13 protein-coding genes are annotated in these 15,968 nt (G+C 59.0%); 6 read left to right on the top strand and 7 right to left on the bottom strand.

Annotated features, from left to right (window positions below):
* Nucleotides 1–101 precede the first annotated feature (101 nt).
* From LEPTO7104_RS0107885 to thyX, 4 genes are all read left to right on the top strand, one after another.
* Nucleotides 102–710 (top strand): hypothetical protein, encoded by a 609-nt coding sequence (locus LEPTO7104_RS0107885; RefSeq protein ID WP_017298015.1) that lies wholly within the window; start codon nucleotides 102–104, stop codon nucleotides 708–710.
* A 177-nt stretch (nucleotides 711–887) separates the two neighbouring features.
* Nucleotides 888–1,949 (top strand): DUF6765 family protein, encoded by a 1,062-nt coding sequence (locus tag LEPTO7104_RS0107880; RefSeq protein WP_017298014.1) that lies wholly within the window; start codon nucleotides 888–890, stop codon nucleotides 1,947–1,949.
* A gap of 155 nt (nucleotides 1,950–2,104) precedes the next feature.
* On the top strand, nucleotides 2,105–3,169 hold the full coding sequence (locus tag LEPTO7104_RS39940) for a hypothetical protein (RefSeq protein ID WP_155523560.1): 1,065 nt from the start codon (nucleotides 2,105–2,107) through the stop codon (nucleotides 3,167–3,169).
* 22 nt (nucleotides 3,170–3,191) lie between these two features.
* Entirely contained in the window at nucleotides 3,192–3,914 is a 723-nt protein-coding gene (gene thyX, locus LEPTO7104_RS0107870) for an FAD-dependent thymidylate synthase (protein WP_017298012.1), read from the top strand.
* A 158-nt stretch (nucleotides 3,915–4,072) separates the two neighbouring features.
* Here the strand turns inward: thyX and LEPTO7104_RS0107865 are convergent, their stop codons facing one another.
* The 3 genes from LEPTO7104_RS0107865 to LEPTO7104_RS0107855 form a co-directional block, all read right to left on the bottom strand.
* The gene (locus tag LEPTO7104_RS0107865; protein WP_017298011.1) at nucleotides 4,073–5,284 is read right to left on the bottom strand and encodes a hypothetical protein; all 1,212 of its coding nucleotides are present in this window, start codon (nucleotides 5,282–5,284) and stop codon (nucleotides 4,073–4,075) included.
* 507 nt (nucleotides 5,285–5,791) lie between these two features.
* Nucleotides 5,792–7,432, bottom strand: coding sequence for a mechanosensitive ion channel family protein (locus LEPTO7104_RS0107860; RefSeq protein WP_155523559.1), 1,641 nt, complete (start codon nucleotides 7,430–7,432; stop codon nucleotides 5,792–5,794).
* Between the two features lie 81 nt (nucleotides 7,433–7,513).
* The gene (locus LEPTO7104_RS0107855) at nucleotides 7,514–8,434 is read right to left on the bottom strand and encodes an E3 ubiquitin ligase family protein (protein WP_155523558.1); all 921 of its coding nucleotides are present in this window, start codon (nucleotides 8,432–8,434) and stop codon (nucleotides 7,514–7,516) included.
* 214 nt (nucleotides 8,435–8,648) lie between these two features.
* Here LEPTO7104_RS0107855 and acsF point away from each other — a divergent pair, with 214 nt between their 5' ends.
* Together acsF and LEPTO7104_RS0107845 are read left to right on the top strand one after the other, a co-directional pair.
* Nucleotides 8,649–9,725 carry a magnesium-protoporphyrin IX monomethyl ester (oxidative) cyclase gene (gene acsF, locus LEPTO7104_RS0107850; RefSeq protein ID WP_017298008.1) on the top strand — a complete coding sequence of 359 codons (1,077 nt, stop codon included), beginning with the start codon at nucleotides 8,649–8,651 and terminating at the stop codon, nucleotides 9,723–9,725.
* 155 nt (nucleotides 9,726–9,880) lie between these two features.
* Entirely contained in the window at nucleotides 9,881–10,759 is an 879-nt protein-coding gene (locus tag LEPTO7104_RS0107845; protein WP_155523557.1) for a hypothetical protein, read from the top strand.
* A gap of 231 nt (nucleotides 10,760–10,990) precedes the next feature.
* Here the strand turns inward: LEPTO7104_RS0107845 and LEPTO7104_RS0107835 are convergent, their stop codons facing one another.
* The 4 genes from LEPTO7104_RS0107835 to LEPTO7104_RS0107820 form a co-directional block, all read right to left on the bottom strand.
* On the bottom strand, nucleotides 10,991–12,622 hold the full coding sequence (locus LEPTO7104_RS0107835) for an MFS transporter (RefSeq protein WP_017298005.1): 1,632 nt from the start codon (nucleotides 12,620–12,622) through the stop codon (nucleotides 10,991–10,993).
* Nucleotides 12,623–12,959: 337 nt separating this feature from the next.
* Complete coding sequence (rpiA, locus tag LEPTO7104_RS0107830; protein WP_017298004.1) at nucleotides 12,960–13,667, bottom strand: ribose-5-phosphate isomerase RpiA; 708 nt, start codon at nucleotides 13,665–13,667, stop codon at nucleotides 12,960–12,962.
* A 190-nt stretch (nucleotides 13,668–13,857) separates the two neighbouring features.
* Nucleotides 13,858–14,349 (bottom strand): hypothetical protein, encoded by a 492-nt coding sequence (locus LEPTO7104_RS0107825; RefSeq protein ID WP_155523556.1) that lies wholly within the window; start codon nucleotides 14,347–14,349, stop codon nucleotides 13,858–13,860.
* A gap of 359 nt (nucleotides 14,350–14,708) precedes the next feature.
* Nucleotides 14,709–15,773, bottom strand: a complete 1,065-nt coding sequence (locus LEPTO7104_RS0107820) for a hypothetical protein (RefSeq protein WP_155523555.1) — start codon at nucleotides 15,771–15,773, stop codon at nucleotides 14,709–14,711.
* Nucleotides 15,774–15,968: the final 195 nt, after the last annotated feature.

Here is a 15,968-nt window from a genome sequence, read left to right as displayed (position 1 = left end):
CGTACCGATCGCCCATTTCGAAGGTCGCACGGCAAACGCCCTGGGCTTTGGGTAGGCGATACTAAACAGCAGTGGTTGAGTCAGCGCAAAGGAGAACCATGATGAAACAGCTAACGATGTGGGGATTAGTGCTAGGGGCAGCGGTGCTCACCGCTGGTGCTCCTGCCGCCCAGGCTCAGGCCCCAGACCGCCTGGTGGCCGCCGAAGCAGCCCCCGCCGCGCCAGCGATTCCAGCGCTAGAAACCACCAGCTACGAAGATCTGTTTTCCATTGACCTGCCGGTGGGGTGGCAGGTCAACGCCCAGGCCAACGCCCCCCAGGTGGTCGCCAACAGCGCCGGGGCCACAGACAGCCTGCCCGCTATGCGCACCGAAATCACCTGGCAGGATGCGCCGCCCCAGGCCGTGGTGGGCGAGTCCCTGGAGAAGATTCGATCGCAGGGCTATACCGTGACCCGCTACGATGCCGTTACCATCGACGGGGTTACGGCCGTTCGTCTGTGGCTGAGCGAAATTCCTGGCGACCTGCCTAACGCCTTTATCACCTACGTCGGCTATCCCACCGCCACCGCCACCATTACCAGCTACTACGGTGACACCACTGCGGCCATCGACCCGGTGCTGATGGCGATTCATCAGTCGTTTGCGCGAACCGAAACTGCCGCATCCGCTGATGGCGGGCCAGACGGTGCGCCGCCAGCGGGAAACTGATCGATAGCTGGGGCAAGCCCTGGGGCGATCGATACCGGCGGGCGTTGTCGGTCTTAGGTTCTAGATCCTGAGGCGCAGATCACAATGCTTAACACTGCATAGGGCATTCTAACCCTTACCCTAATCTAGGGTTGCGCCCTGTCGGGAGGCTCCCCGTGCTGCTAGTCAGACCGTTCCATGCAAATTGATTTTCACCACGGGGTCACCTACGTGTGCGCTCGCCTGGCAGGGTTTGAGCATTTGGATGCCAGCATCGTGGCCCACAGTGCCCAGTACGTCGACGACTCAACCCAGGCAGGGCTAATTCGCTTTGACAATGGGGCAATGTTCGATCGCATTAGCTCGGCCCACAAAATGCTCGACTACCGCAACTTCAAGGAGTTGGCCAACTGCAAGGTGTGGATTCCGTTTCACTTTTTGCCGGGCAACGGCGGTCTGCCCGCCGGACAAGACCCGCCGGGCACCTTTATCGAAAAGCTAATCTGCCGCCCCAATAGCCCAGTGGCCCAGACCATGGTGCGCGAATGCATTGAGCAGCGCTACCGCAGCTACGGCCTGCACCGTTTGGGCATTACCCTGCACGTGTTTGCCGATACCTGGGCTCATCAGGGCTTTGCGGGGGTTAGCCACGAAATCAACAGCGCCCGCGACCTGGTTGATGGCGACAACAAACCCGACCAAAGTCTGATGAACCGGCTGAAGGGATTTTTTATTGGCGGGGCGCTACCCCTGGGCCACGGCACAGTGCTCAGCAACCCCGACAGACCCTACCTGCGCTGGGGCTACACCAATGGCCGGGGCGAAAAAATTAGCCGCGACAACCCCCGCGACTACTTAGAGGCCGCCGACGAAATGTGCAAAGCCATGCAGCGGTATCGGTTGGGCGACCCCGACGCCCCGGTCCCCGGCCTGCCGGAGGCCGATCGGCGCAAGATCGCCGCGCTGCTGGAAACTACCCTAGGGGAAGCCGAAGGCCGCCACCGCCAGTGGGTAGCCCACATTGCCCAGGGCAGTTTTAGCTTTGGCCCTGCCGAAGTTAGCTACATTGCCCAAGGCTACGGCTCGTGGAAACAGAAGGCGCTGGGGGTGGCCTGGGAAGGGGAGCGCAAGGAGTCGGGCCTGGCCTACTCACCCAAGTTTCTGACCAGCAACTGGAAGCGCTTTCACGACGCGCTGCGGGCTCATCACTTTTACGTCATCCATGACCTGCTGCCGGAGTATGGGATTTGCGTGGCGTAGGGGGAGGGGATAGAGGGGGTGAGTGGGTGGGGCTTTTGTTTCCTGTGGGTAGCCCGAAGGTTTTCTGCCAAAGTTTTTCTGCAAAAGAGAGCCTAAGACAGGGTGGCGGGCTATGCTAGGCCTTGGTTCACTCTGCCCATCTGCAACAATTTCCCGTGGTTTCTCCCGTTGTTCCCCGTCCTGCTCTAGATATTTCACCGCCGCCGCGTTCTGTGTCGCCAATTCTGCGGTGGCGGCGATCGCTGCCCCGCCTTCAGCATCCGCAGATGTGGGGCCTGGGCCTGGGTAGCCTGGCTCTGGGCCTGCTGAACGGTGGCTTAGTCATCTCTGCTGGGGTGGGGTTGGTCGCCTATCAGCAGCTTCTACAGCTTTCCCCGCGCCAGCGCAAGGGCTTAGTGCAGCGTATTCAGCAGGGCTTGCCCCTGCCCACGTCATATCAGCAGCAGGCCCTGGTGTTGGCGGGGGTGACGGGGGTGAGCACCTACACCTTTACGGCCCTGTGGCACAGCACCCACTCGCTGCTGATGGCGCTGCTGCTGACGGGGCAGGGGGCGCTGGCGCTGTTTGCGGTGGGGGCGCTGGTGCGATCGTCTCACTCGGCAGAGCGCAGCGACGACCTGTGGGCTGCTGCGCCCGTTGCTCAGATGGAGCACAATCTGGGTTTGCTGAGCCATCCCGACCCGCTGAAACGACTGGTGGCGGCGCGGCGGCTGGTGCGGCTGATCGAGCAGGGTGCGGTGGACGGCGACTATTCGGCGGGGGTGTCGATGCGATCGCACCTGAGCGACTGCTTTCAGCTGCGGCTGAGCCAGGAAAGCGATGCGATCGTGCGATCGGCCCTAGAAGATGGGCAAAACCTGCTCCGCCCGACCCGGCCGTTAGCACCCAGCTCGGCCCAGCCATTTACTGCAGGCTCGGCATTTGGTGCGACTGAGGTGAGCAATTCACCCGCAGAAACTCAATTTGTCGCGGCCCAAGACGTTGCCGATGCCTCAAAAAACTTGGTTTTGAGCGGCGTTGAAGCGCCTCTAGCACAGGCCTCCCTGGGGCAGACGTCAGGGATTGCCCTAGACGAAACGCCAGAGACATCTACCCCAGAGACGTTTACCTCAGAGACATCTACTACAGAGGTATCTACACCGACAGCCCCGGCGCGCGCGTCTGAACCCATACCCAGGGGGCGGCGCACGGTCGAGTACGTCGAGTACCTGGACATTTAATCAACCCTAGAAAATCTGAGCTATGGATCGCTTCACCGTTGAGGTCATTTCCCAGACCCCAAACCCTCAACAGACCATGTACGCCGCCATGCACCAGGATTACGCCGAGGGCTTTGTGGCGCACGATCGCAGCACCTGGCCCAGCGAAGAGCGCTGCGGCGAAATCTTAGTCACCAGCCTGCTGAAGGGCGGGCGCGGCCACTACGGCCCCCTGGAACATCCCCAGATTGTGCTTAACGTGGGCTGGTTTCCCCACAGCACCATGCAGCAGATTCGGACTCATCGCGTCGGCGTTTCATTCGATGTGCAGTCATTTCGCTATACAGGTCAGCGCATTCTCGATGTGGTGGACGGCAAGCGCGACGTGGAAGAGGTCTTTTATCTGAGACCCCTGGGCGACTACACCGATCGCCAAGGCAAGAAGTACGAGTACACCGTCGAGGCCCGCCAGCAGGACCTCGACTGGTGCCGGTCGGCTAGCCAGCGTTACAAGGAACGCATCGACCAGGGCTTTGCCGAAGAGCACGCGCGGGGGCTGATTCCCTTCGATATTCGCCAGCACTGGGTGATGTCGGCCAACGTGCGATCGCTCATGCACCTGCTCGACCTGCGCTGGAAGGCCGATGCCCAGCTCGAAGCCCAAAAAATGTGCGAGGAAATCTGGCCCCATTTTGTTGCCTGGGTACCGGCGATCGCCGCCTGGTACGAAGAAAACCGGCTCAAAAAAGCCCGTTTGGCCCCGTAGGGTCACGACCGCAGACGCAGAAAAGGGGAGACAGTTCTGTCTCCCCTTTTCCTATGGAATTTGAGCGATGGAATGCTCATCCCCCGGATGAGCACCCAGGTTTCTGAATCGGTCATCTGACTTAGGGACAGACTGGCCCAGAAACCCGGTTTCTAGCCCTAGCGGTACCTAAAGTTGCGGTAGACCAGGCGAGCGTTGAGCCCGCGCGCCCGCAGGAAGTTGACCACTGCGCTGGCATCGTTGCGATCGGTACATTCAGCCGCATTGATAAACCTACCCTGGGGAGCATTCTCGAAGCGAGGGTTGATGACGCAGGTCAAACCCCCTACACCCTGGCTGCTGCCACTGGGTAGCACCTGGCGCACCTGCTGGAGTTCATTGTCACCACCAAAGACGGCGGCCACATAAGGCGCTAGGCCAGCCCCATCGGGCACGGTGCCACCGCTGCCAAAACAATCGGGGCGATCGGCCTGGGGAATATTAGTCACCAGAGGCGCAGAGTTGATTCTAGGTTCTGACAGTAGCACTCCGCCGTTGGCGGCAATCACCTCCAGCAGTGCCTGTCCATCACCGCTGACTCGAACGAAGTAGCGGGCCGGAGCACCGCCAAAACTTTGCCCGCCAAAGTAGTTGACCCAGCATCGGTAGGGGGCGACATTAGTGGCTTCTGCGGTGGCAGTCAGACCATTGACCAGCGTTTGACTAGTGACTCTGTTGTAAACATTCATCTTGGTGATGCCGCCGTCGTTAAACACCCGAACCGAGTGGTTTTGGGTATCAAAGCCCACAAATGTGCGGTTGAGCAGGTCGCCCTGTCCAGGGTTAGGGCCGGGGTTGGCTCCGGGAAGGAAAAAGTCTCGAACGCTGGTGCTGTTTTGACTCAGCAATATGGAACTGGTGGAGGCATCAACGATTTCGAGGCGGGCCTGGTTGTTAGTTAGGTTGCCACTAGCCCGGTAGACGACGCTGCGGCCTGCACGCGAGCCGAAGCTGTCATAGCTTATCCAGTCGCTACTGATAATTCCGTCGCGGCGGGTAACGGGAGCATTGAGTTGTTCAGACCGCCGAGTGTCTCTGTTGTAGACATTCATACTGAGGAACTGACCATTCCTAGGATGAACGCTAACGGTAAAGGTAGCGGTTTCAAAGTAAAGGGTGGCGTTGCCCGCGGTGTTGGGTTCCTGGGCCATCAACATATCCAATCCGACCTCGGCAGCGGTATTGGGCGTCAGCGCTGGGGGCTGAGCCGCACTGTAGCCGGGCACCGCTAGGCCAGTGACCAGAAAAACCGAGGTAATAAACAGCGCAAGCGACTTAAACAGCCGCTTCGACCAGCGGCTAAGGGGGATTGTGGGCCAGACTGGTTTCATGGAAATTAGCTCCCTATACTCCTCACTCGAGAAACCCGTCAGGCCACCAACTGGGCACGTCTGCGGGCATAGAAGCCCGGTTTCTCTGCAAATACGGCTGTAATTTTAGCTAATTTTCCCTGAAGCGCTCTTTTTTTTTAGAGTTGGTCAAGTTTTGCCCGAGCCAGCCCCAGATATAGCCATAGTCACGTTGGTCAGGGCATCCAGACACCCTATGATATCAAGTCCGCTTAATCGACCGCACTATGGCCTTAGAAGAAGCAAGGGTTAGTGGCCTACAATTCTTGGGTTCATTAGCCGGACTTGATATGAACATTCAAACGTTTGAACATTCATAGGAGGCAGGTCTGAACCAGACTGGCCACAGCCAAACCTAAACCGCATGAGACAGGTGGCTGGCGTAGGGGCAGACACCGTTTGCCCAGCCCAATCGGTGGCAGCCGGGGAGGGTTCCGCATGGGCCAGCGCAAAACCAAGCCCGAAAAGACTGACCTGAAAAGACTGAAATTATTGCTGTTCGTCGGACTCCCCATCCAGCCGCCGCAGTAGCTGCTGGGCCTCGGCTGAAAGGTTGACGGGCAGGTGCCCAGAGCGAATGTGCAGATCGCGCTGGGGAAAAGGCACCTCAATGTTGTAGTGGCGCAGGCTGGCCTCGATGGCAAAGTACAGATCGCTTTTGATGACCAGCTGGCGGCTGGGCTGGGCAATCCACACCAGCAGCTCAAAGTTGAGCGCGCTGTCGCCAAAACCCAGGAAAAATACCTGGGGGGACGGGGCTGAGAGGATCTCCTGGTTCTTGTGGCAGGCTTCGAGCAGCGCAACTTTGACCGCCTGGGGATCAGCGCTGTAGGACACGCCCACGGGCAGACGAATGCGCGATACGGGGTTGCCGTGGCTCCAGTTGATCACCTCGGATTCTAAAAAGCGGGAGTTGGGCACGATGATCGCCACCTGATCGAGGGTGCGAATCTCGGTGCTGCGGGAGCCAATGCGAGCGACGGTGCCCTTGACCTCGCCGAAATCCACAAAGTCTCCCACCTGTACCGGGCGCTCGAAGACCAGCACCAGACCGCTGACAAAATCTTTGACCAGGCCCTGGAGGCCCAGGCCAACCCCAATGCCCAGACCGCTGGCGATGAGGGCAATGGAGCTGAGGTCGATGCCCCACAGCTGGAGAATGACTACGGTGCCCAGCAAGATCAGGGTGTACTTGGAGAGCACCGCGATCGCCTCCTGGGCGGCCAGGCTAATGCCCGTGGCCCGCAGCACCCGCGATCGCATCAGGTTAGTGACGGCGCTGGCCACGACAATCATGGCCAGCAGCACAGCTACCAGCGTCAGCAGGCCCAGCAGCGAATACGACCGACTGCCCAACAGCAGACTGCGGGCAAACAACCCCTCTTGCAGGCTCAGGGCCACCCGGTAGCTGATCCGGCGGGTGACCGGAAAGAGGTTGGCGATGTAGGCCAGGGCCGCAAACCACACCCCGCCCCGCACCAGAAAAAGAGTCAAACGAAAGAGCAGGTTTAGCCCGGTGGCCTCGTGCTCGTGGTTGTCGGGGTCGATGGGGGAGAAGGCAAATCGATCTAGAAAGGGTCTGAGCCAGCGGTGCCACAGTCGCCCGGCCAGCCAGTGCACCGCCAGAGCCGCCGCCAGAGCCGCCAGGGCCTTGACCAAAGCCTTGACCAAAAAGCCCTTCTGGCGCTCGATGCGAGACTGGGAGAGGGCGTCGGAAATGCTGTGGACCCACTGATCGGCCTGGGCCTGAAGGGTACTGGCCCCGCCGACCTGCACATCGGCGTTGGTGACGGTCATGATGTAGCGATCGCCCGCAAAAATGACCGGATTGCCGCTCTGGGAGGACCCACCGCTGGTTTCTGTGCTGCGCACCTCGGCCCGCACCGCCACCGGCTCCCGGTTGCCAATCAGCGGTCCTAGGTTGGTCTCAATCGCCAAGGCCCGTTCGGCCGCCTTCAGATCTCCGGCGGCGGGGACCTCAAACAAAAACAACCCGTCGACGGACACAGGGGCAGTCTCGGCCGCCTGGGCCAGCGCTAGCCCTCCCCCCAGGCCCTGGAGCACCAGCGCCAGGGCCAGCCCGCAGACCATGCGGACGAGCCAGCGATAGGGAGACAATCCTGGGGGCATTGGCCTCTGTGCCTAGACATCGAAACCAGCATAGCGCTTGGCAAGGGTGGGAGAGACGCTCAGCTAGGGTAGGTCTTGGCGCTACAGGATAGCCAGCAGCAGCAGCAGCACCCCCAGGCCAAAGCAGCCGACCATCGACCAAAAGGCCATCTGGGCGCTCTGGTCCACGCTTTTGGTCACCGCCTCGTGGGTCTTCAGCGTAATGATATAGGGCTGGTCGGGCTGGGTGGGCTTTTCGATGGTGACCGTGCCGGCTCGATCGCCCCCTAGGGCTGCCCTCTGGCTGTCGCTGGCGGTGCCCACCACCAGCACCGGGCGATCGAGCGGCAGAACCGACTCCTGGTAGCGGTAGCCCAGGGTGCGGCGCTGTCCCCCGCCCCCTTCCCCCAGCACCAGGGAGAATGACCCATAGGAGAGCATGCCGCCGGTAGGGCTACCGGGGCGGAAGTCGTTGAGCACCTCTACCTGCTCTATATTGGCCTCTACAGGATCCACTCGCACCTGTCCAGAGGCGTCTACCAGGTCAAAGGGAGTTCGCTGATGGTGCTCGCTGACGGTCTCGGAACCCCGCTGGGTGCGGGTCGTGACATTGCCATTGCTGTCTTTTTCGTGCACGGTCTCTTCGTACTCGCGCACGACGGTAGTGGTGTAGCTGACGCAGGACACCTGCTTGAGTTCTGAGGTGAGCGGGACCGGAGTTTTGGGGGTGCCCCGCAGCCACACGTAGTCGCGCCAGTCGCCGCCGCCAATTTCGCCAGCGACGGCGGCAGCGGTGGCTTCCAGGTCAGCGGCCTGGGCCTGGCGCGCCAGTTTAAGCTGGTTGCAGCGCCGCTGCTGTCGGGTTTTAACCCACCAGAGCACGGCCCCAGCGACTATAAACACAATTCCTGCGATCGCCATGCTTTTCTCCTGCCAATCCTGGCCAGTGCTGGCTCTCAGCGTGCCCAGGCAGGCCCCAGGAAAGCTCGGTACTTCATGAAATTTGAACGCTTCCCTGGCCACAGCGTTATCTATCGACAGGTTTTGTTGCAAAACTTAAAGCGCCGCCGACTGTCCCAAAAGCCCTGATACACTGACATTTAGCGATTTGGTTGGAGAGCTGCATTCCGCCTGTGCTCAGGGTATGAATTGGTCCGAGACCTGAGGGATGCCTCTTCTATCCATTGCTTTACCGGGAGACAGCCCGACCCACGTTCACCGCGCCATCCAAGGACTCATGGTAGATTCCCTTAAAAAGCCTGAATTGCAAGAAATTCGCCCAGGGGTAAAGGCTCCGGCCAAGGACACCATTCTCACCCCTCGGTTTTACACTACCGACTTCGACGAGATGGCCGCCATGGACATCTCGGTCAACGAAGACGAACTGCTCGCCATTCTCGAAGAGTTTCGGGTTGACTACAACCGCCACCACTTCGTGCGCAACGACACGTTTGATCAGTCTTGGGATTCCATTAGCGGCGAAACCCGGCAGCTGTTCGTGGAGTTTCTAGAGCGCTCCTGCACAGCTGAGTTTTCGGGCTTTTTGCTCTACAAAGAGCTGGGCCGTCGCCTCAAGGGCAAAAACCCGGTGCTGGCCGAGTGCTTCAACCTCATGTCGCGCGACGAAGCGCGCCACGCGGGCTTTCTCAATAAGGCCATGTCTGACTTCAACCTCCAGTTAGACCTGGGCTTTTTGACCAAGAGCAAAGACTACACCTTCTTTAAGCCCAAGTTCATCTTCTACGCCACCTATCTGTCCGAGAAGATTGGCTACTGGCGCTATATCACCATCTTCCGCCATCTCGAAGCCCACCCCGAGAACGAGATCTACCCCATCTTCCGGTTCTTCGAGAACTGGTGCCAGGACGAAAACCGCCACGGCGACTTCTTCTCGGCCCTGATGAAGGCCCAGCCCGAAATTCTCAACGACTGGAAGGCGCGGCTGTGGTGCCGTTTCTTCCTGCTGTCGGTGTTTGCCACCATGTATCTGAACGACCTCCAGCGCAGCGGTTTCTACGCTTCTCTGGGGCTAGATGCACGGGAGTACGACATCGAGGTCATTGAGAAAACCAACGAAACCGCCGGGCGCGTGTTTCCCCTCACGCTCAATGTCGATCACCCCAGCTTCTTTAAGCGGCTGGATATTGCCGCAGCGGCCAATGCCAAGCTGAGCAAGGTTGCTGAATCGAACCAGCCCAAGCCCCTTCAGCTGCTGCAAAAGCTGCCCCACATTGCCACTATTGGCTGGCAGCTCGTGCAGCTCTACTTCCTCAAGCCCATCGACACCACGGTTGAGCGGGGCCAGGTGCGCTAGGAGACCTTAGCCATTTACCGAAACGCTATCCTCGTTTCCCCCAGCGGCTTTACTGTTTGAGTAGGGCCGCTTTTTTTGATGGCCTACCCCAAGGAGCGCGATCGGGTATAGGCGGTAAGATGCATAGGATTATCGCGTGAGCTGGGGGCCGCTGAGTGGTGTCATCGACGATCCAATGGTTGCGCATTGGCGGCTGCCTGGGGGCGATCGGTCTGGGCTTAGCGCCAAACGCGCTGGCGTTTGAAGCCTGGTCTCCGGCTGGCGCTCAGCCTCCCTTCGATGCCACAGCGGCTGACCTCACGCCCTGTCCTCCGGCGGCGGCCGCCGCCGCCGAATCCTGCGGGGTTTCCTTTGCAGAAACCCTGCCAACCCAAAGCCTTTCCCCGGTGGCTGCCCTGCCAGAGGCCCTGGCCCTGGATCCTGAGACGGTGGCTCCCACCCTCGACCTCGACCCCGCTGTTATCGAAGGCAGCCCCACTCTCCAGCGGTGGCTAGAGAAGGTGCCCGACGTGGCCGATGAAATTCGCTATCAGCCCAGCTTTCGCACTCGGCTGCGGGCGGGCTATGTCCAGTTTCCCTCATCGGGGCAGATCAGTGGCTTTGGGGCAGCGCTAGAAGATGTGTTTTTGGCGCCGGGTACGGGCCTTACCGCCAGCGTCGACTATAGCCGCAGCAGCAATGGTCAGCGCGAAGACTACGGGGGCGAGCTGCGTTACTACCTGCTGCCCGTGGGCGGCTACGTGAATATTGCCCCTACGGTGGGCTATCGTGCCCTCAGCACGCCCGCTTACCAAACCGATGGACTGGATGTAGGCCTGCGCCTGCTGCTGGTGCCCTCGCGCGGCGGCGGCGGCGATCTGGCCCTGAGCCAGCGCTGGGTGGCACCGGGGAGTGATCGTGAAGTGGGCATTACCAGCCTTGAGATCGGCTACGCCGTAACCCGACAGCTGCGCCTGGGCACCGATTTTCAGCTGCAAAACTCCCGCTTTGGCCAAGACAGCCGCTTTGGGCTTTCGCTGGAACTGCTGTTGTAGTGGGGCTACCCAAAGGAATCCTGCCATTCTTTTTCAGGGGCATATCCATTCAAAAAAGGTTCTAGCACTGTATCAATGCCCAGCCTATGCCCTTTAATGCAAATGTCATCGTTGGAGAGAAACTCAAAGCAATCTTCCAGTGGCATGGCAGGGCAGCCGCCGAAACTCGCTCATATCGTAAATCACATTTTTGTCGGCTGAGCTGGCGAGCCTGCTGCCACTACCTCGCCCTTACTCGATGGGGGCTTCTAGAGTCTTGACCGTCTTGGGCAGCAAAAACGACAGCCCCAGGCACAGCAGGCACAGGGCCAAACTGATCAGCAGCGTACTCTGCATCGCGTTTACCGCCGCCGCTTGCAAAATGCCGTTGAGGGCGGGCTGAATGGAGTCGGGCAGTTGGTCAAACAGCGTCTGGCGATCGCTGCGCCGCAGGGTTTGAATGGCCACCTGGAGCGATCGAATTGCGTCGCACCGCACCTCTGGGTCGATAGATTTCCCCAGCTCAGCCACAATGCCATCGACGATCTGAATCGAGGCTAGAGCGATCAACAGCGTGCCTAAAATCCCTCGGCCCAGCGAGGCCCCCAGGTTTTGAAACGGACGATACACTCCCCGCGCTTCGACTTTTTGGTTTTTGTGGGTATCGGCAAAGGTCAGCGAGGTGATGTAGGTCGCGAAAATTCCGGTGCCGCTGCCCATGACCACCAGGGCGGGCAGCAGCCCCAGGGCGGTGATCGGCGGATTGATGACGGCTGCCAGCATGGCAATACCGACGGCTTTGACCACTAGCCCCGCCTGCAACAAATAGCGGGGCGGAAACTGGGGCCGCCGCTTGACCAGCAGCAGCAGCACCGCCAGCTGGGCAATGGTGAAGGGGCTCACCGCGATGGAAGTTTGCACCGAGTTGAGCCCGATTACCGCCGGAATAAACTGAAACAGATTGAACTGCACCCCGACCGTGATCATGGTGTGCAGGGTGCCAATGGTTAGCCCCAGGGTGTAAATGCGGCGGTTAAACACCCCCAGCCGCAGCAGTGAGGGCTGGCCCTGGCGCGATCGCTCTCGTTCCCAAAAGACCAGCAGCCCCAGGCAAATTAGCCCTGCCCCTATCAATACTGGGGCAACCGAAATGCCGAAGGGTGCCAGCAAAAAATTCAGGGCCTGGGGTTCGCCCTTGGGCTGCCACCAGCCCACCTCAGAGGTCAGGCTCAGCCCCACCAGGCTGAGCCCAAACCCCGCCACCGACAGCAGCCCCCCCAGCCAGTCAATCGGCTGCGTAGCGCTGGGGGTTGACATTTCAATGGGGCGCACCAGCAGCCAAATGATGGGAATTAACCCCAGCTCAAAGGCAAAGGCCCACCGCCAGCTAAAGTCAAAGGCCATCAGGCCGCCGGTTAGCGAACCGATCAGAGAACCAACTACGCCCGCGATCGCCAGGGCGACCAGCGCATATTTTTGCCCCATAGCATCGGGGTACATGGCTTCTATTAGGGCCACTGGAGTGCTCACCAGCACCGCCCCCGCCACGCCCAATATCCCCGCCAGCCCCAGGGTAAAGAGGCCAATACCGGGGCTAACGACAACGACAACAATCCCCAGGGCAAATATTCCCAGGGCAGTTGCCAGCACTCGACGCCGCCCCAGCCGCCGACTCAAGTTTTCGGCAGTGGGGGTAAACGAAGCGGTCACCAGCGACATCAGCACCAGGGCCGACTGCACAAAGCCCACGCTGGAATCAAACTCCCGCACCATGGGCGGCATAATCGGCTGCACCACCCCAATCGTGTACGACAGCATAAATAGAATCAGGCACAGCCCCAAAGGCTGCCCCCACGTCTCCCCCCAGGTCTCTTGCTCAGCCATGGTTTACTCTGGACTATCCCAAGCCGCAATTAGAATTCTGCCACGGCCAACCTAGAGCGAGACGCCGAGGGAGAAGAGCGCATCACCATGAGAATTGCGGTGGACGCCTATGGCCCCGAGGAGCAGGCCATGGGCCGGTACTTTGGCAAGACACTATGGGGTTTCCCTTTGCCGCCCCGGCATTAGTCAACGACGCATTTCCCCATGACGCGTTTCCCCATTAAAGGTAGGCGCCACTGTTGATGTGGTAGGTATGCCCCCCTGCGGACGAGTGCGAGCGAGAAATGGTTGTGGCGATCGCCCACTACCCGTTGTCCACATCCGCAGATTAACGAGGCTACAGCTTGCGAACGCTGGCCTGGCCGTCTTTCACTTCGCCCACCAGCACTTCGGTGGCAACGCCCACAAACAGGCCATTGTCGAGCACGCCGGGGATGTTGTTGATGGTTTTCTCTAGCCCGGCGGGGTCGTCGATCGCATCGAATTTCACATCCAAAATCATGTTGCCCTGGTCGGTAATCACCGGGCCGTCTTTTTTGATGCCCATGCGCAGGTCAGGCTTGCCGCCCAGAGCTTCCAGAGCCTTAGTGACGGGAGTAACGGCCAGGGGCATGACTTCCACCGGCAGGGCAAAGGTGGTGCCCAGCTTATCGACCAGCTTCGAGCTATCGACCACGACAATAAATTCTTTGGCGAGAGAATCCACAATTTTCTCGCGAGTGTGGGCGGCACCGCCCCCCTTCACCAGGTTCATTTGAGGGTCAACTTCGTCGGCTCCGTCAATGGCCAGGGCGATCTCGTCGCCTTCGTCCAGGGTGGTGAGGGGAATGCCGTACTGCTTGGCCAGCACCGAGGCCTGAAAGGAAGTGGGCACGCCTTTGATGTTGCTGATTTCGCCGCTGGCCAGCCGCTCACCAATGAACTGAATGGCAAAGGCTGTGGTTGACCCGGTGCCCAACCCAATCACGGTGTTAGACTGCACCCGCGCCGCCGCCTGGCGACCCACTTCCTGCTTCATCAACTTAACAGGATCCATTTCAGCCATGGCTCTAATTCCTCTGCAACGTGTTTCGGTTAACGTACTGGGTTTTCGGTATCTAGCATGACCTAAACCGGCACGGCTGCATAGGGCGGTGCGGTTAACCAATCAGCAGAGCAGCGGCAACTATCGTGGGGCGGTGGGGCGATTTCCCTGTGGAAAGGTGGCTTCAACGCCTCAAATACTGCCTGTGCCTTTAGGGCTGACATACGACACTGACTGACTCGACAAGTTCGTGACCCATGGGGCCATTCAGGGCAATTTTTAGCCAGCATGAGGTCTCGGCGGTGTAGTACTCCATAAACTGACCATCCTCGCGATCGCTCACCACCGGCAATCCATACAGCTCGCGCACCTGGGCAAAGGCCATGCCTGGGCACACCCCCGCCGGAGTGCAGTACTGGTCACTGGTGCTGGTCATGCCGGTTACCACCCCTTCATCCAGCCAAACGGTGAAACCGGGGTATTCGAGGGAGGAATAGTAGCCGCTGCTGGTCTGAGTCGGCTGGCCAAATTCACGGATGACCGTTCTGCCCTCCTCATTGAGCGAAAGACCTCCCAGCATGAGCTCCCGCTCAGGTAAATCTAGCGATTGTTGCGATCGGGGCGATGACGTTTGCTGGGCTACAGCGGGGCTGGTTGAAGCAGATTGTTGGGATGGAGTAGTGATGTTTTCTGAGGCGGCCACTGGCTCTACCTGGGGTGAATTGGTTGATGCTTGGGGAAAGGTGCTGCTAGCTGGGCTGAGCTGACCTGCAGGAATTGATTGGCCACTGGATGCGGTAGAACTTGTGCAGCCAACCGTGAGTGATCCAGATAAACCCAAAACAAAAAGTCCGATCCAGGTAGGATTAGAAAAAAGTCGATTCTTCCACATTATTGGGCAGGCCTTTATGAGAATTGCTGAAAAAACAATATAGTGACCCGGTTGACTGAAAAAAACCTTGAAACCCTTATGCTGCCTCAGGTGGGTTACGCTAAATCTCAACACCAACCTATATCAGAACTTTTGTCAGTCAATCAGCGTATTGGCTCAGATCTAGTAGGTTATGACTTGCCCTGCTCAGACAGGCTTTCTTGAACCGATCGCCAGCCGTTTTCGGTGCAGACGCCCGCTTCACCTTTGGGAGGAATGCACCAGTAATTTTCCCCATCAAAGACTACGTTGTCTTGGATGAGGGTTAGATTGGAAAGAGGATACCAGTCATAGCTGCCCATTTCGTCGTAGTAGCGATACCGATCACCCGATACTTCTAGCCCCTGATCGGTGCCACCCAGAACATAGTACCCATCGGGGATAGAAGCAGAGGTTGTGGCTTCGTAAAGACCCGACTCGCAGGGTTTATTTTCGCCGCTACAGCCTCGGATTACCTGGCCATTTGCCGACACCATCGATATCCTGTCGCCCTCTATTTGTAATCGTTCACCTTCGCTAGTAACAATGGGATTAGAGAACTGTCCGCGATAGATAACAGAACTGCTTTCGGTGCCGTGAGCGCTAACTGTAGTAGCGCCATCTAGCTCAATGATGATCGATTCCCCGGTGCCGTTGCCGCCGTAGAAGTTAAAAAAACGTTCGCCAAAAAATGGGAGTGCTGCACCTGTACTCGCGGCGGCTTGGGCCTGGCCAGTACCTGCACCATCCTCAAAAGACCAGTGCCAAACGAAGCGTTCTCGATTGGTGCCTGAGCCATTTTGAATGGTCGATACATCAAGTACTTCTCCGGCCTGATTTACAAATTCAAACAGACAAGGACCTAGCCCGGTTCCCGCGCAGTCTTTGACTTCTGGGTAGCCCAAATCAACCAGTTCCCTAACAGTGGAATCGTTGAGGTTGGGCGCATCGCCGTCGGTGCGCGGTTCCCAGCCCTGGTGAAGTAAACGGTTACGGGCGTCTTCGTAGGGCATGTTTTCCTCAAGCCCAAGCTGGTCTGAAGACTGAGCGGTCTCCTTTGAGCTAGCTTGAGCAGGCGCGGTCTGAGACACAGGCGCGGCAGCGTTGGCCTGACTACTGGTACCCGTGGCGTTGGTACAGCCCGCCACGAACCCAACAAACCCGAGCAGCGCAGCGGCTGAAACGCGAGTAGGTAGCGATCTAAAAGGTCTTTTCATGGTCGAAATCTCGTTGAATGGGCGGTGCTGGTTAAGGGCAACGGCGGTGGATGTATAGCTGTTGCCAATGCGCCTAGGAGAGTGGGGGTCGGCGATGCGGAGACAGGGACAGCGCATTGGCGTGTAGCTATCGCACGGGAGCTACCTGTGCAGTGTCCTAACCTGTTTGGCGCTAGCTATAGGTGGAGTCAAAAG

It is taken from the genome of Nodosilinea nodulosa PCC 7104 (genome assembly GCF_000309385.1).
In the GTDB taxonomy this organism is placed as follows: domain Bacteria; phylum Cyanobacteriota; class Cyanobacteriia; order Phormidesmidales; family Phormidesmidaceae; genus Nodosilinea; species Nodosilinea nodulosa.
Note: the sequence above shows the minus strand (reverse complement) of the source record. Positions and strands in the feature narration are given on the sequence as shown.

Excerpts from the sequence above, each read along its gene's own strand:
- LEPTO7104_RS0107885 (WP_017298015.1), top strand. The coding sequence starts at position 102 with ATGAAACAGCTAACGATGTGGGGATTAGTGCTAGGGGCAGCGGTGCTC.
- LEPTO7104_RS0107880 (WP_017298014.1), top strand. The coding sequence starts at position 888 with ATGCAAATTGATTTTCACCACGGGGTCACCTACGTGTGCGCTCGCCTG.
- thyX (WP_017298012.1), top strand. The coding sequence starts at position 3,192 with ATGGATCGCTTCACCGTTGAGGTCATTTCCCAGACCCCAAACCCTCAA.
- LEPTO7104_RS0107865 (WP_017298011.1), bottom strand. The coding sequence starts at position 5,284 with ATGAAACCAGTCTGGCCCACAATCCCCCTTAGCCGCTGGTCGAAGCGG.
- LEPTO7104_RS0107860 (WP_155523559.1), bottom strand. The coding sequence starts at position 7,432 with ATGCCCCCAGGATTGTCTCCCTATCGCTGGCTCGTCCGCATGGTCTGC.
- acsF (WP_017298008.1), top strand. The coding sequence starts at position 8,649 with ATGGTAGATTCCCTTAAAAAGCCTGAATTGCAAGAAATTCGCCCAGGG.
- LEPTO7104_RS0107835 (WP_017298005.1), bottom strand. The coding sequence starts at position 12,622 with ATGGCTGAGCAAGAGACCTGGGGGGAGACGTGGGGGCAGCCTTTGGGG.
- rpiA (WP_017298004.1), bottom strand. The coding sequence starts at position 13,667 with ATGGCTGAAATGGATCCTGTTAAGTTGATGAAGCAGGAAGTGGGTCGC.
- LEPTO7104_RS0107820 (WP_155523555.1), bottom strand. The coding sequence starts at position 15,773 with ATGAAAAGACCTTTTAGATCGCTACCTACTCGCGTTTCAGCCGCTGCG.